The organism is Streptomyces noursei (genome assembly GCF_001646665.1).
Classification (GTDB): Bacteria; Actinomycetota; Actinomycetes; order Streptomycetales; family Streptomycetaceae; genus Streptomyces; species Streptomyces lavendulocolor.
The window spans coordinates 120,078-140,839 of sequence record NZ_LWBU01000091.1; the positions used below are offsets into that span (position 1 = coordinate 120,078).

The 20,762-nt window shown below is 74.7% G+C and carries 18 protein-coding genes and 2 pseudogenes; 8 read left to right on the forward strand and 12 right to left on the reverse strand.

The annotated features are described in order from the left end of the window. Positions 1–220 precede the first annotated feature (220 nt). On the reverse strand, positions 221–844 hold the full coding sequence (locus A4V12_RS08865; protein WP_064068696.1) for a TetR/AcrR family transcriptional regulator C-terminal domain-containing protein: 624 nt from the start codon (positions 842–844) through the stop codon (positions 221–223). 65 nt (positions 845–909) lie between these two features. Here A4V12_RS08865 and A4V12_RS08870 point away from each other — a divergent pair, with 65 nt between their 5' ends. Then, on the forward strand, positions 910–2,172 hold the full coding sequence (locus A4V12_RS08870) for a beta-ketoacyl-[acyl-carrier-protein] synthase family protein (RefSeq protein WP_064068697.1): 1,263 nt from the start codon (positions 910–912) through the stop codon (positions 2,170–2,172). 113 nt (positions 2,173–2,285) lie between these two features. On the opposite strand, the gene A4V12_RS08875 is transcribed toward A4V12_RS08870, so the two are convergent. After that, on the reverse strand, positions 2,286–4,028 hold the full coding sequence (locus A4V12_RS08875) for a pyruvate dehydrogenase (protein ID WP_064068698.1): 1,743 nt from the start codon (positions 4,026–4,028) through the stop codon (positions 2,286–2,288). A 27-nt stretch (positions 4,029–4,055) separates the two neighbouring features. Then, positions 4,056–5,291: a protein phosphatase 2C domain-containing protein gene (locus tag A4V12_RS08880; protein WP_064068826.1), complete on the reverse strand. Its 1,236-nt coding sequence runs from the start codon at positions 5,289–5,291 to the stop codon at positions 4,056–4,058. Between the two features lie 255 nt (positions 5,292–5,546). Here A4V12_RS08880 and A4V12_RS08885 point away from each other — a divergent pair, with 255 nt between their 5' ends. Beyond that, positions 5,547–6,497: a helix-turn-helix domain-containing protein gene (locus tag A4V12_RS08885; protein ID WP_064068699.1), complete on the forward strand. Its 951-nt coding sequence runs from the start codon at positions 5,547–5,549 to the stop codon at positions 6,495–6,497. 355 nt (positions 6,498–6,852) lie between these two features. Then, positions 6,853–7,335 carry a DUF456 domain-containing protein gene (locus tag A4V12_RS08890; RefSeq protein WP_064068700.1) on the forward strand — a complete coding sequence of 161 codons (483 nt, stop codon included), beginning with the start codon at positions 6,853–6,855 and terminating at the stop codon, positions 7,333–7,335. A 9-nt stretch (positions 7,336–7,344) separates the two neighbouring features. On the opposite strand, the gene A4V12_RS08895 is transcribed toward A4V12_RS08890, so the two are convergent. The 7 genes from A4V12_RS08895 to A4V12_RS08925 all read right to left on the reverse strand — a co-directional run bounded on the left by A4V12_RS08895 (position 7,345) and on the right by A4V12_RS08925 (position 14,464). Next, complete coding sequence (locus A4V12_RS08895) at positions 7,345–8,652, reverse strand: Ada metal-binding domain-containing protein (protein ID WP_064068701.1); 1,308 nt, start codon at positions 8,650–8,652, stop codon at positions 7,345–7,347. Positions 8,653–8,733: 81 nt separating this feature from the next. Then, entirely contained in the window at positions 8,734–9,843 is a 1,110-nt protein-coding gene (gene rsgA / locus A4V12_RS08900) for a ribosome small subunit-dependent GTPase A (protein ID WP_064068702.1), read from the reverse strand. A 333-nt stretch (positions 9,844–10,176) separates the two neighbouring features. After that, the gene (locus A4V12_RS08905; RefSeq protein WP_064068703.1) at positions 10,177–11,415 is read right to left on the reverse strand and encodes a cation:proton antiporter; all 1,239 of its coding nucleotides are present in this window, start codon (positions 11,413–11,415) and stop codon (positions 10,177–10,179) included. 5 nt (positions 11,416–11,420) lie between these two features. Then, on the reverse strand, positions 11,421–11,891 hold the full coding sequence (locus tag A4V12_RS08910) for a cation:proton antiporter regulatory subunit (protein ID WP_064068704.1): 471 nt from the start codon (positions 11,889–11,891) through the stop codon (positions 11,421–11,423). 69 nt (positions 11,892–11,960) lie between these two features. Beyond that, complete coding sequence (locus A4V12_RS08915; protein ID WP_064068705.1) at positions 11,961–12,527, reverse strand: DM13 domain-containing protein; 567 nt, start codon at positions 12,525–12,527, stop codon at positions 11,961–11,963. Between the two features lie 85 nt (positions 12,528–12,612). Next, positions 12,613–13,728, reverse strand: a complete 1,116-nt coding sequence (locus A4V12_RS08920) for a sensor histidine kinase (RefSeq protein ID WP_064068706.1) — start codon at positions 13,726–13,728, stop codon at positions 12,613–12,615. After that, positions 13,721–14,464 (reverse strand): response regulator transcription factor, encoded by a 744-nt coding sequence (locus tag A4V12_RS08925; protein ID WP_079136936.1) that lies wholly within the window; start codon positions 14,462–14,464, stop codon positions 13,721–13,723. The genes A4V12_RS08920 and A4V12_RS08925 overlap by 8 nt, the downstream gene beginning before the upstream one ends. Positions 14,465–14,585: 121 nt before the next feature. Here A4V12_RS08925 and A4V12_RS38430 point away from each other — a divergent pair. Further along, a pseudogene (locus A4V12_RS38430) lies at positions 14,586–14,912 on the forward strand (hypothetical protein); the annotation flags it as partial. Here the strand turns inward: A4V12_RS38430 and A4V12_RS34510 are convergent. Then, positions 14,908–15,205 (reverse strand): annotated as a pseudogene (locus tag A4V12_RS34510) (helix-turn-helix domain-containing protein); the annotation flags it as partial. The pseudogenes A4V12_RS38430 and A4V12_RS34510 overlap by 5 nt on opposite strands. A 67-nt stretch (positions 15,206–15,272) precedes the next feature. Further along, entirely contained in the window at positions 15,273–16,565 is a 1,293-nt protein-coding gene (locus tag A4V12_RS08935; protein WP_064068707.1) for a YihY/virulence factor BrkB family protein, read from the reverse strand. Positions 16,566–16,582: 17 nt separating this feature from the next. On the opposite strand from A4V12_RS08935, the gene A4V12_RS08940 reads away from it, so the two are divergent. From A4V12_RS08940 to A4V12_RS39710, 4 genes are all read left to right on the forward strand, one after another. Beyond that, positions 16,583–18,223 (forward strand): acyl-CoA dehydrogenase family protein, encoded by a 1,641-nt coding sequence (locus A4V12_RS08940; RefSeq protein WP_064068708.1) that lies wholly within the window; start codon positions 16,583–16,585, stop codon positions 18,221–18,223. 301 nt (positions 18,224–18,524) lie between these two features. Beyond that, positions 18,525–19,880 carry a GAF domain-containing protein gene (locus A4V12_RS08945; RefSeq protein ID WP_064068827.1) on the forward strand — a complete coding sequence of 452 codons (1,356 nt, stop codon included), beginning with the start codon at positions 18,525–18,527 and terminating at the stop codon, positions 19,878–19,880. 37 nt (positions 19,881–19,917) lie between these two features. Further along, positions 19,918–20,487, forward strand: coding sequence for a GNAT family N-acetyltransferase (locus tag A4V12_RS08950; RefSeq protein ID WP_064068709.1), 570 nt, complete (start codon positions 19,918–19,920; stop codon positions 20,485–20,487). A 152-nt stretch (positions 20,488–20,639) separates the two neighbouring features. Beyond that, entirely contained in the window at positions 20,640–20,723 is an 84-nt protein-coding gene (locus A4V12_RS39710; RefSeq protein WP_312846103.1) for a putative leader peptide, read from the forward strand. Positions 20,724–20,762 lie beyond the last annotated feature (39 nt).

Consider the following 20,762-nt stretch of genomic DNA (forward strand, 5'->3'; position numbering starts at 1 on the left):
GGGCGCTTCTTTTGGATCGGGCCGGACAGGGGAGCGGGGTCTGGTGCGGGCGGATGCACGGCGGAGGTGGGGTCCCCCCCGGCCGAAGGCAGGCGGAGGCTCACTGCGGTGGGGGCACCTCCCGTGCCCGGAGGGCTACGGGGGGCAGTGGCGACCGACGGCAACGCCGCAGACGCGCGTGCCGGGGCACGCGAGCCCGGCAAGATCCGATGGAAGCGCCCTAGGTGTGATCGGGATCGGGTTCGTCGTGGATGGTCAGGGTTCCCGCGAGGTCGAGTTCGCCGGCGGTGCCGTGTGCCCCTGCGCGGACGAGGAGCACCGCACCGAGCGCGGTGCTCCAGAACGTCCTGGCTTCCACGCCGAGCGGTCGGCGGGTCTTCCAGCCGCGACTGTCGATGAGCCGGCCCACGAAGCGCTCGGACTGCCGGAACAGCAGCTGGAGGTGCTGGTCGACCACGGGGGCGAGTTCGGGCCTGGAGATCCCGGCGGCGAGTGCTCGCGTGACCGACGGAAGCGAGGGCATGGCCAGTACGGCGCGGGCGATGTTGCGCCGGAACGCCGCCGCATCGGGGGCCTGGCGGCCGATGCGCTCAATGCGTCGCGCATCGTGCAGCAGGCCGAGGAAGGCGGCGCGCACGAGGAGCGCGTCCTTGGAGCCGAAGTAGTACGTGACCTGATTGGGGAAGGCGCCTGCCGCGTCGGCGATCTCCGCGACGCTCACCTCGGCGCCGGGCCGTTCCCTGCACAGCCGTGCGGCCGCCTCGATGAGCCGGTGCCGCGTCGCGCGGCCGCGGTCACGCGACCGGGGCGACGTCGCACGGGCTTCGGTTCGCGTCTTCTCCACACCGCGATTGTATGTGATACAACAAAGGCGTTCACTTGTATCGCATACAAGAAAGTTTGAGGCGCATGCACCGGACTGAAGTCGTCGTGACCGGACTCGGCGCGATCACACCGCTCGGCGCGGACGTCGCGTCCACCTGGGCCGCCCTGCTCGCCGGGGAATCCGGCATCCGCGGCGGCGTCCCGCACGGCCACGCGGACGCCGGCCTTCCCGACACCGCCGCGGGGACGATGGCGGTCGATCCCGCGGAGTTGCTGCCGCCGGTGCGGGCCAGGCGGCTCGACCGCTCACAGCAGGCCGCTCTGGTCGCGGCCGCCGAGGCCTGGGCCGACGCGGGGGCCCCGGAGGTGGATCCCGACCGGCTCGCGTCGGCGATCGGCACCGGCATCGGGGGCGTACAGACGCTGTTGAAGGAAGACGACGTTCTGGAGGCGTCCGGGACGCGGCGCGTCTCGCCCCGTACGGTCCCGATGCTCATGCCCAATGCGGCGGCGGCGCTGATAAGCATCGAATACGGCGCCCGGGCCGGCGCCTACACGCCCGTATCGGCGTGCTCCTCCGGTGCGGAGGCGATCGCCCTGGGGGCCAGGCTCATCCGTGCCGGCGAGGCGGACGTGGTGATCGCGGGCGGGACCGAGGCCGCGATCGCCCCGATCACCGTCGCCGGCTTCGCCCAGGCGAAGGCACTGTCACGGCATACGGCCGACCCCGCATCCGCGTCCCGGCCGTTCGCCGCGGACCGCGGCGGATTCGTCCTCAGCGAAGGCGCGGCCGTCATGGTGCTGGAAAGCGCCGAGCACGCCGGCGCCCGGGGCGCGCACGTCCACGCGGTCCTCGCCGGGGCCGGCATCGCCGCCGACGCCCACCACATCACGGCGCCCGCAGCCGACGGCTCCGGTCAGATCTCGGCCATGCGCAAGGCCCTCGCGCAGGCCGGTCTGGCCCCCGAGCAGATCAGCCACATCAACGCCCACGCCACCGGGACTCCGGTCGGCGACGTCGCCGAGGCACACGCGATCGGGGAAGTCTTCGGCCGCGCCACCGTGACGGCCCCCAAGGCGGCGCTCGGTCATCTCTTCGGCGCCGCCGGCGCGATCGAAGCACTCGTCGCCGTCCTCAGTGTCGAGCACGGCGTCATCCCGCCGACCCGTAACCTCACCGCGGCCGGCGTCGATCCCGGCATCGACCTCGATGTCGTCGCGGAGCGACGGGACGTCCCCCAGCATGCCGTGCTCAGCAACTCCTTCGGCTTCGGCGGGCAGAACGTCTCACTCATCGTCACCGGTGCACGGCACCACACCTCCCCCACGACCCCGACGACACCCTGACCGACGCCGACGCCCGCGGCCCGGCGGTGCGCCGACCGGGCACGCCCCATGGGTGGTCGTCCCCCACTCCGGGTCCGGCCGTCCCCGGGGCGGAGCGGCGCCGGCGCCCGACGTCAGGGGCGGGGGACGTTGCGCAGGTTGGAGCGGGCCATCTGGAGCATCCGGCCCACTCCCCCGTCCAGCACGATCTTGCTGGCGGACAGGGCGAAGCCGGTCACCATCTCCGACTTGATCTTCGGGGGGATGGACAGGGCGTTGGGGTCGGTGACCACGTCGACGAGCGCCGGACCCTTGTGCCGGAAGGCGTCCTTGAACGCGCCGGCCAGGTCCTTCGGCTTCTCCACCCGGACGCCGTACGCACCGGCGGCGCGGGCGATCGCCGCGAAGTCCGGGTTGAGGTTGGTGGTGCCGTACGACGGCAGGCCCGCCACCAGCATCTCCAGCTCGACCATGCCCAGCGACGAATTGTCGAACAGCACGACCTTCACCGGCAGGTCGTGCTGGACCAGACTGAGGAAGTCGCCCATCAGCATGGAGAACCCGCCGTCGCCGGACATGGAGACGACCTGCCGCCGGCGGTCGGTGAACTGCGCGCCGATCGCCTGCGGCAGGGCGTTGGCCATCGAGCCGTGGCTGAAGGAACCGATGATCCGGCGCCGCCCGTTGGGGGTGAGGTAGCGGGCCGCCCACACGTTGCACATCCCGGTGTCCACGGTGAAGACCGCGTCGTCGTCGGCGATCTCGTCGAGGACGGACGCCACGTACTCGGGGTGGATCGGCCGGTGCTTCTCCACCTTCCGGGTGTACGCCCTGACGACCCCCTCCAGCGCGTCGGCGTGCTTCTTGAGCATCTTGTCGAGGAACCTGCGGTCCGTCTTCGGCCGCACCCGGGGGATGAGGCAGCGCAGAGTCTCGCGCACGTCGCCCCAGACCGCGAGGTCGAGCTTGGAGCGGCGGCCGAGGTGCTCGGGCCGCACGTCCACCTGGACGATCTTCACGTCGTCGGGCAGGAAGGCGTTGTACGGGAAGTCGGTGCCCAGCAGGATCAGCAGGTCGCACTCGTGCGTGGCCTCGTAGGCGGCGCCGTAGCCGAGGAGTCCGCTCATCCCCACGTCGTAGGGGTTGTCGTACTGGATCCACTCCTTGCCGCGCAGCGCGTGCCCGACGGGCGACTTGATCCGCTCCGCGAACTGCATCACCTCCGCGTGGGCGCCCTTCGTGCCGCTGCCGCAGAACAGCGTGACCCGGTCCGCGTCGTCGATGAGCCGGACCAGGGCGTCGATCTCCGCGTCACCGGGGCGGACGGTGGGGCGCGAGGTGACCAGCGCGTGCTCCACCGCCTTCTCCGGGGCCGGCTCGGAGGCGATGTCGCCGGGCAGGGCCACCACGCTCACGCCGCCGCGCCCGACGGCGTGCTGGATGGCCGTCTGGAGCAGCCGGGGCATCTGCTTGGGGCTGGAGATCAGTTCGCTGTAGTGGCTGCACTCCTGGAACAGCCGGTCGGGGTGGGTCTCCTGGAAGTAGCCGAGCCCGATCTCGCCGGAGGGGATGTGGGAGGCGAGGGCCAGCACGGGGGCCATCGAGCGGTGCGCGTCGTAGAGACCGTTGATGAGGTGGAGGTTCCCGGGTCCGCAGGAGCCGGCGCAGGCGGCGAGGCCGCCGGTGATCTGCGCCTCGGCGCCGGCCGCGAACGCGGCGGTCTCCTCGTGCCGGACCTGGATCCAGTCGATGCCGCGGGTACGGCGGATGGCGTCGACGACGGGGTTCAGGCTGTCGCCGACGACCCCGTACAGCCGTTGCACACCGGCGCGGACCAGGATGTCGACGAACTGTTCTGCCACATTCTGTTTGGCCATGCGTCCATCAAGTCACGGTGTCCGCGATCACGCCTCCCAGATCGCCGCAGCCGTACGGTCATCGGCGTACCCCTTCACCCTCAGCTGGGTGTCCGCCAGGAACTGTGCCAGGCCGGGCGGTTCGCCGGTGGCCCAGCGTCCGGCCAGTTCCTCTGCGAGGGCGGGCTCTCCGCGCAGCGGCTCGGCCAGCCCGCGGGCGGCGAGCAGCAGCGTGTCGCCGGGCCGGGCGACGGAGGCGCGGAAGCGGAACGGCTCGGCGGGCGGCGGTACGGGCGCGTCGACGTGCGGGGCCGGGGGTGTCGTGATGCCGAGGTCCATGGTCAGCCGGTCGCCCTGCGCCGTCTCGGCCGGCGGCGATCCGTAGCCGATCACGGGCTCACCGGTGAGGGCGGCCGGTTCGGGGACGGGTGGTTCGATGTCCTGCCAGACGCCGTCGCGCAGGCGGAACAGACCCCCCTCGCCGACGCCGAAGAACACCCGGGTGCGGCAGCCGGGGTCGGCGGTCAGCAGCAGGCAGCGCAGCCCCGCGGTGTACTCGTCGGGGGCGAGGCCCAGGTCGGCGGCGCGGGCGCGGAGCCGGCCGTAGGAGCGGTCGGTGAGCCGGTGCAGTCCGGACTTGAGGTCGCGGCGGCGGCCGGCGCGGATGTCCTCGGCGAGCCGCCCGTGGCTGCGGCCGACGGCCTCGCCGATCCAGCGGCAGGCGTCGGCGGCGGCGAGGTGGGCGCCCGCGTACGGGCGGGCCCCGGTGGCGACCGCGACCAGCACCAGCGCGGCGTCGCCGGAGCCGAAGCGGGCGGTGAGCAGCGCGTCGCGGCGGGGCTCGCCGCGGTGGCGGGCGGAGTCGCCCCGCACGGAGGCGGCCCGCAGGGTGTACGTGCCGTAACGGGCGCCGTCCAGGACGGTGTCGGCGACGAGCTCGTCCAGCTCCTGCGGCCGGGCCGGGGGCAGCGCGGTCGGTTCGGCCTCGTAGGTGGGCGGTCCGTCGCCGACGTACTCCGGGCGCGGGCGCGGCAGGCGGGCGGCCGGTCGCGGGCCGGCCGGGAAGGTGCGCGGGGTGCCCGGGGGCCCGTCCGCCCGGTCCTTGGGCTCCCAGGGGGCGCGGTTACGGCCCGGCGGTCCGGCGGAGGCGCCGGGCGCCGGGCGGGAGCGGTCGTGGAGCGTGCCGCCCGGTCCGGTCGGGGCCGTGTCCGGGGCGGTGTCGTCGTACAGCTTGTCCCACCAGTCGTCCCCGCCGGTGGTGGGCGTCTCCCCCTGTGGGCTCATGCCCATAATTGTCGACCGCGCGGGGCGTACGAAAACGGGCATCCGGAAAAGTGGTCCGCCGGGCGACCCCACCCCCCACGGGAAGGACGCCCGGCGGACCGGCGTGATCGACGCACGTCATACGCGCGGACCACGGTCCGGGGGATGAGCGGACTTCGAGAGTAGACCGCTTTGGTCAAATCGTGAACAGAATGTCCACGGAGTGAGAGCGGCGGGGAACGGCGGACGCCGGAGGGCGACGAGGGGGTACCAGGGGTGCTGGCGGCGATAGGGCTCGACGAGCGGCAGGAGGCGGCGTACCGGGCGCTGGTCGCGCTGGGTGCGGCGGACGTGACGGACCTGGCGCACCGGCTGGGGCTGACGGAGGCGGAGACGGAACGGGCGCTGCGGCGCCTGGAGTCGCGCGGGCTGGCGGCCGGGTCGCCCGCGCGCGCCGGGCGATGGGTGGCGGCGCCGCCGGGGGTGGCGCTGGGGGCGCTGCTGACCCGGCAGCGGCAGGAACTGGAGCGGGCGCAGGCGGCCGCGGCCCGGCTGGCGGAGGAGTACCGGGCGGAGGCGGCGGAGTGCGCCGTGCCGGACCTCGTGGAGGTGGTGACCGGTGCGGCCGCGGTGGAGCACCGGCTGGACCAGCTGCTGCTGGGTGCGCGGCGGGAGGTGTGCGCCCTCGTGACGCGGGGCCCGGTGCCGGTGCCGGAGCCGGGGGTGGCGTACCGGGTGGTGGTGGAGCGGGAGGTGCTGTCGCTACCGGGGGGCGCCGCCGCGCTGTCCGCGGTGCTCGGCGACGAGGTGCGGGTGCGGGTGGCCGACCGGGTGCCGGCGCGGCTCGTGGTGGCCGACCGGTCGTCGGGCATGGTGCCGCTGACCGGCCCGGGCGCCGAGCCGGTGGCGCTGGTGGCGCGGGCGAGCGGGCTGCTGGAGTCGCTGTCGGCCCTGTTCGAGGCGGTGTGGCGGGACGCGCTGCCGCTGCGGCTGGGTACGGGGGGCGAGGTCGCCGAGGAGGCGGCGGCGGGGCCGGACGCCACGGATCTGGAGATCCTGTCGCTGCTGCTGGCGGGCCTGACGGACGCGAGCGTCGGCAAGCAGCTGGACCTGGGGCTGCGGACGGTGCAGCGGCGGGTGAAGGGCCTGATGGAACTGGCGGGCGTCACGACCCGCCTGCAACTGGGCTGGCACGCCCGTGAGCGGGGCTGGGTCACCCGCGTCTGACCGGCGGCCGGCGGCTCGCCACCGGCGCCGACGCCACTCCCGGCCGCCTCCGGCGCGCGTCCGGCCCCTGACGGCCGGGTGCCGGGCACGGCCTGCCCCCACCCGCCCGGCCCCGCGCCCGCCCGTCGCCCGTCCCGTCGCCGGTCCCGCCTCCGCTCGGGCAGGCCCCGTCCCGGCCCCTCGGGGCACGGGTCCGGCCCATGCACGGCCTTCCGCCCGCCCGCCCCCGGCCGCCTACGGACACCCGCCCCGTCCCCGTGCCCCCCGCGCCGGGCCGCGCGTTCGGCCTCCCGCCGGGGTCGCGGCCGTGCGCTGCTGACCTGCGGGAGCGGAGGGCGTCCGGCAGGCTGGCCGTATGGGTGCGTGGCAGCTGCTGCTGGTCGGGCTGGTGATGCTGCTCGGCCTGTTCGGCGTGCTCGTGCCCGGTGTGCCGGGCGCGTGGCTGGTGTGGGCGGCGGTGATGTGGTGGGCGCTGCACGTGCAGACGGGGGTGGCCTGGTGGCTGCTGGTCGGCGCCACCGCGCTGCTGCTGGTGACGCAGGTGGTGGTCTGGCAGCTCCCGGCACGCCGGCTGCGCGGCGTGGGGGTGACGCGCCGGATGGTGGCGTACGCCGGTGTCGGCGCCCTGGTGGGATTCGTCCTGCTGCCCGTCGTGGGCGCCGTGCCGGGGTACGTCGGGGGGATCTATCTGTGCGAGCGGCTCCGCCTCGGCGGGCACGGCCCTGCCATGACCTCGACCCGGGCGGTGATGCGGGCCGTCGGGACGAGCGTGCTGGTGGAGCTGTTCGCCTGCCTGCTGATCGTCGGCGCGTGGATGGGCGCCGTGCTGGCGGGCTGAGCGGCGCCCTCAGCCGAGCAGGCGGGTGGCGTACGAGCGCCAGGGGCGCCATTCCTCCCGGTCCGCCGGCGCGTCGGGCGCCACGTCCGGGTCCCCGAGCGCCCGCATCCGGATGAGGGCGGCGGTCCGGGCGCTCACCCCGGGGACGGCGCGCAGGGCCTCCTCGGCGGCGGCCCGGTCGGCCCCCGGGTCGAGCCGCACGCCGCTGGCCGCCAGCGCCGTGGCGAGGGGGCCGGCCACCGGGTGGTGCCGCAGCGCGCCCGGTTCGGGGAACAGGTGGGTGAGCCCGCCGCAGGGCACCTCCAGTGGGGTGCCGTGCTCCTCGACCAGCCGGGCCGCCTCCGCCCGGTCCAGCAGCGCCCGCAGCGCGTACTCCTCGGGCTCCGCCGCGCCGGGCGACCGGAGCCCGAGGGCGGGGTCGATGCCGAGCCGCCCGGCCACGGCGCAGGGGTCGGCGTCCAGGTCGAACAGGCGCCGCAGCCGGTGCACGGCGGTGGTGAGGTCCCGCAGGTCGCTCAGGTGCAGCCGGGCCTCCAGCCACGGGCCGGACGACCGTTCGGCGACGGCCGCGATCCCGGAGCCGTGGGGCAGCCGCAGGGTGCGGCGGTAGGTGCGGGCCCCGGGGGCGCCGACGACCTCCTCGATCCGTACGACGGCCTCGTCCGCCAGCAGGTCGAAGACGTCCCGCCGCGCGTACGCCCCGCGGTACGCGAGCCGCAGCGGTACGCCGCCGGTGCCCGCGCCCGCGGCGCGCCCGCGCGCCTCCGCCCGCAGCCGGCTCGGCGTACGGGCGTACACGGCGCGCATGGTGTCGTTGAACTGCCTGACGCTGGCGAACCCGGCGGCGAAGGCCACGTCCGTCACGGGCAGCGTGGTCGTCCGGAGCAGGATCCGCGCGGTGTGGGCGCGCTGCGCGCGGGCGAGCGCGACGGGCCCGGCGCCGAGTTCGGCGGTGAGCTGCCGCTGCACCTGCCGGGCGCTGTACCCGAGCCGTGCCGCGAGCCCCGGCACGCCCTCCCGGTCGACCACCCCGTCGCCGATCAGGCGCACGGCGCGGGCGACCAGGTCGGCGCGGACGTTCCAGGCGGCGGAACCGGGCACCGCGTCGGGCCTGCAGCGGCGGCAGGCCCGGAAGCCGCGCCGCTGGGCCGCCGCCGCGGTGGCGTGGAACGTCACGTTGCACCGCTTGGGGGTGACCGCCGGGCAGCTGGGCCGGCAGTAGATGCCGGTGGTGCTGACGGCGAAGAAGAACTCGCCGTCGAACCGCGCGTCCCGGCTGCTGACCGCCTGGTACCTGGTGTCCTCCTCGTCCGTCACGGCATCAAGTCTGCGGGCCCGCGCCCCGGCCGTCCGGCGGTATTCGGACACCGTGTCCGCCGGGCGGCCGGGGCGGACCCGTCAGCGGTCGCGCCCGCCGCGCTTGGCCTTGAGGGCCGCGCGTCCCGCGGCGTTCTTCCGCTTCCAGTCCTTGAGGATCTCGGACCGCAGACGGGCGTCGGTCTTGGCGACGATCCGCTGGTTCTCGCGCACCAGCTTGCGGTAGCTGTCGAGCCGCCGCTCGGGCAGCGAGCCGTCCTCGATGGCGGCGAGGACCGCGCAGCCCGGCTCCGCGAGGTGGGCGCAGTCGTGGAAGCGGCAGTCCTGCGCCAGTTCCTCGATCTCGGCGAAGACCTGGCCGACTCCGGTGCCGGCGTCCCACAGGCCGACGCCGCGCAGCCCCGGCGTGTCGATCAGGACGCCACCGCCCGGCAGGGCGAGGAGGTTGCGCGTGGTGGTGGTGTGCCGGCCCTTGCCGTCGACGTCACGGACGGCCTGGACGGCCATGACGTCCTCGCCGAGGAGGGCGTTGGCGAGGGTCGACTTGCCGGCGCCGGAGGTGCCGAGCAGCACGCTCGTGCCGCCCGAGACGACGGCGGTGAGCACGTCGACGCCTTCGCCGGTGGCGGAGCTCACCGGCAGCACCTGGACACCGGGCGCGGTCGTCTCGACGTCCTGCACCAGGTAGGAGAGGCCGGTCTGGTCGGGCACCAGATCCGCCTTGGTGAGGACGACGAGCGGCTGGGCGCCCGACTCCCACGCCAGGGCGAGGAAGCGTTCGATCCGTCCGAGGTCCAGCTCCGCCGAGAGCGGCACGGCGATGATCGCGTGGTCGACGTTGGCGGCGAGGATCTGCCCCTCGGAGCGGGAGGAGGAGGTGGACCGTACGAAGGCGGTCCGGCGCGGCAGGTACGCCCGCACGTAGCGCGGGGTGCCGTCGGTGTCGACGGCGGCCCAGTCGCCGGTGCAGATGACCCGCAGGGGGTCGTGCGGGGTGACGAACGCGGTGTCGGCGCGGACCACGCCGTCGGCGGTCATGATGTCGCACTGGCCGCGGTCGACCCGGACGACCCGTCCGGGGACGAGCCCCTGGTCGGCGTACCGGGCGAACTCCGCCTCCCATGCGCTGTCCCAGCCGTACGAGGACAGGGTGCGCGAGGAGGACGGGGTGGAGGACGAAACGAGAGACAAGGGGGAACCCTTCCGAGGGTGGCCCCGGACGGCGCCCGCTGCGGGCGGTGGGTCAGCCGGTGGCCACGGAGGTGGAGTGGAGGAAAGCCGGGATGCGGGCAGCGCCCGTCGCAACGACAGCCATCGGTCACACCTCCTGGTTCTGCACTCGGTTCTACGTCCCACGGTTCCGCGGATCGGCGGAACGCCCTCACTCTAGCGGGGAGTCCGGCGCGCGCGCCAAGGGTTTTTTCCCCGGGCTCGGCTCCCCCGCCTCGGTTCGTCGTGGCCCCCGCCTCGGGTCGTCCCGGCCCCGCCCCGGTCCGCGGCCGCGCCTCGATCGGTGGCCCCGCCTCAGGTGGTCCTGGCTCCCGCCTCGGACGCCTCGGCGATCTCCTCGTGCCCCGGCGGCGGATCGGCGCGCGGCCCCGGCTTGCGGCGCAGCGCCCCGCGCAGCCGTCCGACGGCGGGCTCGGTCCACCGGGCGGTGAGCGGGCCGAGGACGACGAGGATCAGGACGTACGCGGTGGCGATGGGCCCGATGCGGGGTTCGGTGGCGACCGCGAGGCCCGCGATGACGATGGAGAACTCGCCGCGGGCGACCAGCGCCCCGCCCGCGCGCAGCCGTCCGCGCGGCCCGATGCCGGCGCGCCGGGCCGCGTACCAGCCGGTGAGGATCTTCGTCAGCGCGGTGGCGACGGCCAGCAGCAGTGCGGGCAGGAGAACCGGCGGGATGGCGGCCGGGTCGGTGGACAGGCCGAAGAAGACGAAGAACACGGCGGCGAACAGGTCGCGCAGCGGTGTGAGGAGCTTGCGCGCGCCCTCGGCGACCTCTCCGGAGAGGGCGATGCCGACGAGGAACGCGCCGACCGCGGCGGAGACCTGGAGCTGCTGGGCGATGCCGGCGACGAGCACGGTCAGGCCGAGCACGACGAGCAGCAGCATCTCGGGGTTGTCGGAGGAGACGGCGCGGCTGATGAGGCGGCCGTGCCGGAGCGCGACGTACAGCACGAGGCCGACGGTGCCGAGGGCGATGAGCAGGGTGATGCTGCCGCCGGCGAGTCCGACGCCGGCCAGCAGGGCGGTGAGCAGGGGCAGGTAGACCGCCATGGACAGGTCCTCGATGACGAGGACGCCGAGGATGACGGGGGTCTCGCGGTTGCCCAGCCGGCCGAGGTCGGTGAGGACCTTGGCGATGACGCCGGAGGAGGAGATCCAGGTGACGCCGGCGAGGGCGACGGCGGCGACCGGTCCCCAGCCGAGGAGGAGCGCGGCGGCGGCGCCGGGGGTGGCGTTGAGGACGAAGTCGACGGCGCCCGAGGGGTACTGCGTGCGCAGGCTGGTGACGAGTTCGCTGGCGCTGTACTCGAGGCCGAGGAGGAGCAGGAGCAGGATGACGCCGATCTCGGCCCCGACGGCGACGAAGTCCTCGCTGGCGTCGAGCGGGAGCAGTCCGCCGTGCCCGAAGGCCAGTCCGGCGAGGAGGTACAGGGGTATCGGGGAGAGTCCGATGCGTCCGGCGAACCGCCCTATCAGGCCGAGGCCGAGGATGACCGCCCCGAGTTCGATGAGGAGCGCGGTGGTGTCGTGCATGGCCGTCAGTCCCCCGCGACGATGCCGGCGAGGGCGTCGACGCCCTCGCGGGTGCCGACGGCGACGAGGGTGTCCCCGGTGGCGAGCCGGAACTCCGGTCCGGGGGACGGGTGGACGCTGGTGCGGCGCAGCACGGCGACGATGGAGGCACCCGTGCGGGTACGGGCCCTGGTGTCGCCGAGCAGCCGCCCTCCGTAGGGCGAGCGGCTGCCGACGGGTATGTGCTCGGTGACGAGGTCCAGGCCGTCGGTGCGGATGGCGTCCATCGGCGCGGGGTCGATCAGATGGGCCAGGCCGGTGGCCTCCTCGGGGGTGAGGGGGACGGAGGCCTGGCAGGTGTCGGGGTCGTCCGCACGGTAGAAGCCGAGGAACCGGCGGCCGTCGTGGTGGACGACGACGGAGATGTGCTGCCCCGCCTCGGTGGTGAAGTCGAACTGCGTCCCGACGCCGGGCAGTGGGGTGCGGCGCGTACCCATGATCGCCCCTCCGCGTGTGGTGCCGGCGGTGCCGGCGGGCAAGAAGAAAGGATCTTCTTTACCTTATCATTACACTGCGGTGAGGGTCGCGGCGCCGAAGGAGACGTCGAAGCGGTCGCACCAGATGCTGACGCTGGTGTACTTCTTCGGGTCGAAGCCGACGGGCAGTTCGTAGTTCTGGTCGCCCTTGTTGCCCTTCAGGTCGCCGAGGTCGAGGTGGGCGCCGTCGTCGAAGACGTGCCAGCCCGCCCTGCCCTCGCGGACGGGGGCGTCGGTGACCCAGACCTTCAGATCGGGGCCGTTGCTGGTGTCGAGGTTCTCGATGCGCAGGATCATGGGCCCGTCGGCCGGCTCCAGCACCCGGACCGTGCCGGTGGTGCCGTGTTCGTGGCTGATCAGCGTGCCGGTGGCGACCGTCCGCGGCGCGGCGGGCCGGGAGGGGCGGGCCGAGGGGGCCGCCGAGGGGTCGGCGGGCGCGGCGGAGGGAACGGCCGGCGGCACGGCCTCGCTCACCGTCCGGTCCTCCCACAGCTTCCAGGGCTGGAACCAGTAGAGCCCGAGGCCCACCGCCACCAGCACCGGCACCAGCGCGCCGAGCATCACCCTGCGGACCGTCGACCGTCGTACGCGTGTCACCGCTGCCTCCTCGAACCAAAGGTGTCCTGTCCCCATTCAACGCGGAACGGGGCAGGCCGGAGCCGGTGATCCGATGACGGAAGTCTTACGTCCCCGGGGCCGCCGGCAGCGTCACCTCGAACCGGCAGCCGCCCCGGACGTTGCGCACGCCCGCGCGGCCCTCGTGCGCCTCCACGATGCCGCGCACGATGGCGAGGCCCAGGCCCGCGCCGGCCGGCGGGGTGCGGGCGGCGGTGCCGCGCCAGCCGGTGTCGAACACCCGGGGCAGGTCGTCCTCCGGGATGCCGCCGCAGCCGTCGGTGACGGAGAGGACCACCTCCCCGGCGCGCCGCTCGGCGGCGACGGCGACCGTGCCGTCGGGCGGGGTGCGGCGGATGGCGTTCACCAGGAGGTTGGCCAGCACCCGGGTCATCTCCCGGCCGTCCACCTCGACCGGTACGGCGTCGACCCGTTCGCCGACCAGCCGGACGCCCAGCTCCCGGGCGAGCGGGTCCGCGCCCGCCAGCGCCTCGCCGACCAGGTCGTACACGGAGATCCGGGACGGGGCGAGTGCCAGCGTGCCGGCGTGGATGCGGGACAGCTCGAACAGGTCGCCGACCATGGCGTTCAACCGGTCGACCTCGGTGCGGATCTGCCGGAAGTAGCGCTGCGGGTCCGGCGCGACACCGTCCTCCAGCGCCTCCGACATGGCCCGCACGCCCGCGAGGGGGGTGCGCAGGTCGTGCGAGATCCAGGCGACGAGGTCGCGCCGGGAGGCCTCCAGGGCCCGCTCGCGTTCGCGCGACGCGGCCAGCCGGGCGCTGGTGGCGGCGAGTTCGCGGCTGAGCGCGGCCAGTTCCGCGGTGGCCGCGCCGCCGGGTGCGGCGAAGCTCCCGCCCTCGCCGAACGACCGGGCGGCGAGGGTCAGGTCACGGCTGCGGGCGACGACCCAGCGGCCCAGCACCAGCGCCGTGGCCAGCGACACCACCGCGGCCATGGCGACGACGGTGCTGACCACGGAGAAGTCGTGCGGCTCCAGGAACATCGCCTCGCAGACGGTCAGGGTGCCCGCCAGCATGGCGGTCACCGTGACGGCGGCGACAACCGTCAGCGAGACCGCGACCGACCTGTGGCGCAGGGCGCGCAGGACCAGGGCGCCGGCGAGCCCCGCGGCGGACGCGCCGGCGAAGGCGTACCCCGCGATCAGCAGCAGGTCACGCATCCTCGCTGCCCTCCCGGCGGGGGCCGCCCACTCGGCCGGGGTCGCCCGCCCCGCCGGAGCCGCCCGCCTCGAAGCGGTACCCGACTCCCCACACGGTGCGGATGAGCCGGGGGTCGGCCGGGTCGTCCTCGACCTTCCCGCGCAGCCGCCGCACATGGACCGTGACGGTCGACAGGTCGCCGAACTCCCAGCCCCACACCTCGCGCATCAGCTCCTCCCTGCTGTGCGCCCGGCCCGGGTGGCGGAGCAGGTGGGCGAGCAGGTCGAACTCGCGCAGCGTCAGGGACAGTTCCCGGCCGTCCCGGGTGGCCGTGCGGGCGGCCGGGTCCAGGGTGATGCCGCCCCCGCTCACCGGTCCGCCCGCCGGCGGGGCGGCGGCGCCCCGGCGCAGCACGGACTCGACGCGCAGGACCAGTTCGCGGGGGCTGAACGGCTTGGTCACGTAGTCGTCGGCGCCGACCTCCAGGCCCAGGACGCGGTCCTCCTCGGCACCGCGCGCCGTGAGCATGATGACCGGCACCGGCCCCCGGCCGCGCAGGGTGCGGCACACCTCCAGGCCGTCCGTGCCGGGCAGCATCAGGTCGAGGACCACGAGGTCGGGCCGGTGCTCGGCGGCGAGGCGCAGTGCTTCCGGGCCGTCGGCCGCCCCCACGACCGCGAACCCGGCCCGTTCCAGGTAGTTCGTGACGACCTCGGAGACGGTGGGGTCGTCGTCGACGACGAGGATCTTCCGCATCCGGTCAGTGTCGCGCACGGCGGCCACGGCGGACCATGACGGTCCGGTGACGTCCGCCGGCGTCCGATCCGTTCAAGACCCGCCCCCGGGGAGCGCCCTGGCGTCGGGCATGGACTGCGCCCGACTCGACGCGATCGGCCTCGTCGTCTCCGACATGGCCGCCTCCCTCGCCTTCTACCGCCGCCTCGGCCTGACGTCCCGGCCGGCGCCGGCACCGCCCCGCACATGGAGGCCCCCCTGCCCGGTGGCACGCGAGGCGCTGGTCGCCGCCGGGCACCGGGGCCACCTGGAGCCGTGGGACGCGGTGTGGGGCCAGCGCTACGCGGTGGTGCTGGACCCGGACGGCTGCGGGGTGTCCCTCTTGGCGGACGCCGGCCCGGACACGGGCGCGGCCGGCGGCACGGGTGCAGCCCCGGCGGCCGGGAGCGGCGCGAGCGACGCGGTGTAGGCGCTGAGCGTGGTGCCGGCCAGGGCCCGCGTCTCACGCGCGAGATGCGCCTGGTCGGCGCAGCCCGCCTCGACTGCCGCCACGGCGTACGGCAGCCCCGACCGTACGAGCGCGAGGGCGCACTGGAGGCGCAGCACCCGGGCCAGGGTCTTGGGCTCGTACCCGAAGGCGTCCAGCGACCGCCGGTGCAGCTGCCGGGCGCCGAGCCCGACGGCGTCGGCGGCGCGGGCGACGGTCCACCCGGCGCTCAGCCCGTCGACGACCGCCCGCAGCAACGGATCGGGGCGCGGGCCCGCCGGTACGGGTCCGGACGACCGCGCCGTCGAGCCGTGAGGGCCGTTCCTCGTACACCCGTCCAGGCTAGACGGAGCCGCCCCGGTGCCGGTGCCCGTTCCGGTCGCCGTCCCCTTCCCGGCCCCGGTCGCCGTCAGGGCCGCGATCAGCGTCCCGGTCCCGGCCGACGTCCCGGCCGGCGTCCCGGTCCCGCTCCCGGCCCCGTTCCCTGGCGCGTTCGCGCTCCTTGTCGCGTTCGCGTTCCTTGTCCTTCGCGGTGTGCAGCCGGGACTTCACGTCGTCCGGGGGCAGGAACCGCGACCAGCGCTCGGGGAACTCCGAGGGCATGTCGGGGTCGAGGTCGTCCAGGCCCTCGACCGCCGCCTTGGCCCGGGCGACCAGGGCCGCCGCCTCGGCGGTGCGGGCGCGCTCGTTCTCGGCGCGGGCGGCCGCGGTGGCGACCGACGGCCACACGCGGTCGATCGCCGCGTTCACCGCCGCGCCCACCAGGACCGCGAACGCCGAAATGCCGATCCACAGCAGGACCGCGATGGGCGCGGCGAGCGAGCCGTAGATCGTGGGGCCCTCGACGGTACTGGTGAGGTAGATGCGCAGCAGGAAGCTGCCGAGCACCCACATGGCGAGGGCCACCAGCGCGCCGGGGACGTCCTCGATCCACGGGGACCGCACCGGGACGGACACGTGGTAAAGGGTGGTGAGGAAGGCGATGGACAACAGGATCATCACCGGCCAGTACAGGACGGAGACGACCTCGGTGCCCCAGGGGACCAGTTCCACCACCCGGTCCGGGCCGACCACCGCCAGTGGCAGGACGACCGCTCCGATTATCAGGGCGACGATGTAGAGCAGGAAGGCCAGCAGCCGTGTGGCCACGATGCCGCGGTGGCCGTCCAGGCCGTACATCACCGTGATGGTGTCGATGAAGACGTTGACCGCCCGCGAACCGGACCACAGGGCGATGGCGAAACCGATCGAGATGATGTCGGGCCGGCCGCCGTGGGTGACGTCCGCCAGCAGCGGCCGCGCGATGTCGTTGACGCCCCGGTCGGACAGGACCGTGCCGACCGCTCCGAGGATGTTGCGCTCGATGGAGGCGACGGTGGTGGTGTCGGTCCAGTCGTCGATGTAGCCGAGGAGGCCGAGGAGGCCCAGCATCAGGGGCGGCAGCGACAGGAGGGTGAAGAAGGCCGCCTCGGCGGCGAGACCGAGGATCCGGTACTCGATGCACGAATTGACGGTGTCCTTCAGGAGCAGCCAGGCCATCCTCCGCTTCGACACGTTGCGGTAGAGGGCCCGGGCCCGGTGGAGTCTGCCCGGTGGCCGAGGAGGCCCCGGGGGTGTTTCATTTGCTGCCTGCACCTCCTTACCGTATCCGCATGGCGACCACCACCCACACAGTGACCAACCAGCCTCCGCCCCTGGTCGGGTACGACGTCTTCACCGCCGATCATGTGCTCACCGAGGCCGTGGAGCGTCACCTTCCGCTCGACCTCCTCGACGACGCCCGCCGGGAGCTCTCGTCGCTCGGCACGACCGCCGGTTCCGTCCAGGCGCAGGAGTGGGGTTTCCTCGCCAACGAGAACCCGCCGAAGCTGCGCACCCACGACCGGTACGGCCACCGGATCGACCAGGTCGACTTCCACCCCGCCTGGCACCGGCTCCTCGGCCACGCGGTGACCAACGGGCTCACCAACGCCTGGGGCCGGCCGGGTGGTCACGTGCGGCGCGCCGCCGGGTTCCTGGTGTGGACGCAGACCGAGGCCGGGCACGGCTGCCCGCTGTCGATGACGCACGCCGCCGTCCCCGCGCTGCGCACCGACCCGGCGCTGGCCGCCGAGTGGGAGCCGAAGCTGACGTCGCAGATCTACGAGGGCGAGGAGACGACACGCCCGGCCGCGGACAAGTCCGGTGTGCTCTTCGGGATGGGCATGACGGAGAAGCAGGGCGGCAGCGACGTACGGGCGAACACGACGACGGCGACCCCTGTGGAGGGGGGCGACGCGTACGTCCTGACGGGTCACAAGTGGTTCTGCTCGGCTCCCATGTCCGACGCCTTCCTGGTGCTGGCGCAGGCGCCCGGGGGCCTGACGTGCTTCCTGGTGCCGCGGGTGCTGGAGGGCGGCGAGCGGAACGTGTTCCGGATCCAGCGGCTGAAGGACAAGCTCGGCAACCGGTCGAACGCGTCGAGCGAGGTCGAGTTCGACGGGACGTGGGCGCGCCGGGTGGGCGAGGAGGGCCGCGGGGTGCGCACCATCATCGAGATGGTGGCGGCGACCCGGCTGGACTGCGTGGTGGGTTCGGCGGCGCTGATGCGGCAGGCGGTGGCGCAGGCGGTGCACCATGCCGCGTACCGCGGCGCGTTCGGCGGTCTCCTGATCGACAAGCCGCTGATGCGCAACGTCCTGGCCGACCTGGCGCTGGAGTCGGAGGCGGCGACGGTCCTGGCGATGCGGCTGGCGGCCGCGTACGACAGCGACGGCGAGCAGGACCGGGCGTTCCTGCGCCTGGCGGTGCCCGCGGCCAAGTACTGGGTGACGAAGCGGTGCACGCCGGTGACGGCGGAGGCGCTGGAGTGCCTGGGCGGCAACGGGTACGTGGAGGAGTCCGGGATGCCCCGGCTGCTGCGCGAGTCCCCGCTGAACTCCATCTGGGAGGGGTCGGGCAACGTCCAGGCGCTGGACGTGCTGCGGGCGCTCCAGCGGGAGCCCCAGGCGCTGAACGCCTTCCTCGAGGAGGTCGGCGGGGCGCGGGGCGCGGACCACCGGCTGGACGGGGCGATCAAGGACCTGCTGGCCGAGCTGGCCGACCTGGAAGGCGTCGAGGCGCGGGCGCGGCGGCTGGTGGAGCGGATGGCCCTGGTGCTCCAGGGGTCGCTGCTGGTGCGGTGGGCGCCGCCGGCGGTGGCGGACGCGTTCTGCGCGTCGCGGCTCGGCGGGGACTGGGGGGCGGCGTTCGGCACGCTGCCGCACACCCTGGACCTGGCGTCGGTGGTGGAGCGGGCGCGGGCGGTCGTCTGACCCTGGCGGGCGGTGACCGCGCCGCGGGAGAGGGAAGGTGGGCGCGGGCCGTGTGTCCGTTCGGCCCGCGCCCGGAGAGCGGCTGGGATGGTGCTGCGCCGACACGGCACCATCCCGTCGCCGTACCACTTTCCTACGGGGCGGGGAGCGGCCGCGAGAGTTGCAAAGGGTTGCACCGCCGTGGGCGATGCCGGCGGCGGGCCGCCCGCGGGCAGGGGAGGATGGGGTGACACGGACCAGCCACCGGGTGGGGCGGCGACAGCGGCAGCGGGGAGAACCGGTGCGTCAGGCGACGGTCGACATGGCGCGGCTCGCCGCGATGGACACGCGCGAGGCGGCGCTGCTGCTCAAGGGGGTGCGGGAGGCGGCGCTGAGGGGCGGGCGGCCCCCGCTGGCGCCGCGCGCGGAGATCGGCGAGTCGTGGCAGCGGATGCTGCGCAGGGGCGTCGATCCGGAGCGGGACCACCGGTCGGGGCTGTTGCCGCCGGCGGAGATCGAGCGGCGTCGTGCGGCGTCGCCGCTGGCGGAGTTGCTGCCGGTGCTGCGGGAGGGCCTGGTGTCGTGCTCGGCGGTGTCCGACGCGGTGCGGCACATCATGGTGGTGGCCGACGCCGAGGGCCGGGTGCTGTGGCGCGAGGGCAGCGCGAGCGTGCTGCGCAAGGCGGACGGGCACGGGTTCGAGCCGGGCGCGGACTGGGCGGAGTCGACGGTGGGCACGAACGGGGTGGGCACCGCGCTGGTGGCCCGCCGGCCGGTGCAGGTGCACTCGGCGGAGCACTTCGTCGCGACGCACCACTCGTGGACGTGCGCGGGCGCTCCGCTCACCGATCCGCGGGACGGGACGCTGCTGGGCGCGGTGGACGTGAGCGGGCCGCTGGCGACGATGCACCCGGCGACGCTGATGCTGGTGCGTTCGGTCGCGCGGCTGGCGGAGGCGGAGCTGCGCAACCGGCACCTCACGGAGCTGGCGCGGCTGCGGGCGGTGGCCGCGCCGGTCCTGTGCCGGGTGGGGGGCAGGGCGCTGGCGGTGGACGGGCACGGCTGGCTGGCCGGTGTGACGGGGATGCCGCCGGTGGACCGGCTGCCGTTGCCGGCGTCGTTCCGGGCGGGCCGGGTGTGGCTGCCGTCGCTGGGCATGTGCGACGCGGAGCCGCTGCCGGGCGGGTGGCTGCTGCGGGTGGTGGACGAGGAGGCGCGGGAGGCCGCCGCGGCGAGCCGGGTGGTGCTGGACGTGAGCCGGCCGCGCCGCTGGTCGCTGGAGGTGTCGGGGGCGGCGGGCAGCTGGACGCAGGAGCTGAGTCCGCGCCACACCGAGCTGCTGTACGTGCTGGCGCTGCACCGGGGCGGGCGCACGGCGGCGGAGCTGGCGTACGACGTGTTCGGGGACCGTACGCGTGCGGTGACGGTCCGGGCGGAGATGTCCCGGGTGCGCCGCACTCTCGCGGGTGTGCTGGAGCACCGCCCCTACCGGTTCCGCGAGGAGGTTCGGGTGGAGGTGGTCGGCCCCGGGGATCCGGCCGACCTGCTCCCCCACTCCACGGCCCCCGCGGTGCGCGCGTCGCGGGGCGGCGGGGCGGGGGCGGCGGACGGGGCCGGGGAGAAGGACGGGACGAGGGCCGGGGCGAGGGCCGGGGCGGGAGAGGGCGCCGGGTCCTGATCGCCTCGGCGCGCGGGCACGTGGTTCGCTTGGGCGCATGAGCATCACCGTGACCACCTGGTCCCTCGAACAGACCTCGCCCGACGATCTGCGGCCCGCCGCCGCGCCCCCCGGTGACGTGCGGATCGTCCGCGCGGAGGTGCCCTCGCCCGAGTTCGCCCGCTTCCTCTATACGGCGGTGGGCGGCGACGTCCGCTGGACGGACCGGCTGGGGCTGACGTACGCCCAGTGGCGGGAGATCGTCGAGCGGCCGGGGGCGGAGATCTGGGTGGCGTACGACCGCGGGACGCCCGCGGGGTACGTGGAGCTGGACCCGCAGGAGGACGGGGTGGTCGAGATCGTCTACTTCGGGCTGATACCGGCGTTCCGGGGCCGGGGCATCGGCGGGCACCTGCTGTCGTACGGGACCGCGCGCGCCTGGGACCTGGCCGACCGCTGGCCGGGGCGGGCCCCGACCAAGCGGGTGTGGCTGCACACCTGCTCGCTGGACGGGGAGCACGCGATGGGGAACTATCGGCGTCGCGGCTTCACGCTCTTCGGCACCGAGGTGTCGGAGGAGCCGGAGTCGGCCGCCCCCGGGCCGTGGCCCGGCGCGGGCGCCCGCTGACCCCTCGCGGCCCGTCGGCCCCCGCCGCGCCGGCGGGGGCCGACGCCGTCCCGCACGTGACCCACACCACAGCTGTCCACGATGCGGGACACTGGTGTCCATATCGCGGACGAACCTGGACTGGGTCCAAAGTCCCGTGGCACGCTTCCGTCATGTCTCGAGCTGGAATTGCCTTGGTGAGTCGGCGGCACGTCGACCTCGGCCGCATGTCCAGCGCCATCTGTCCGGTGAGCTGATCAGCCCAGCACCACCGCGATCCCCCGAATTTCTGAACC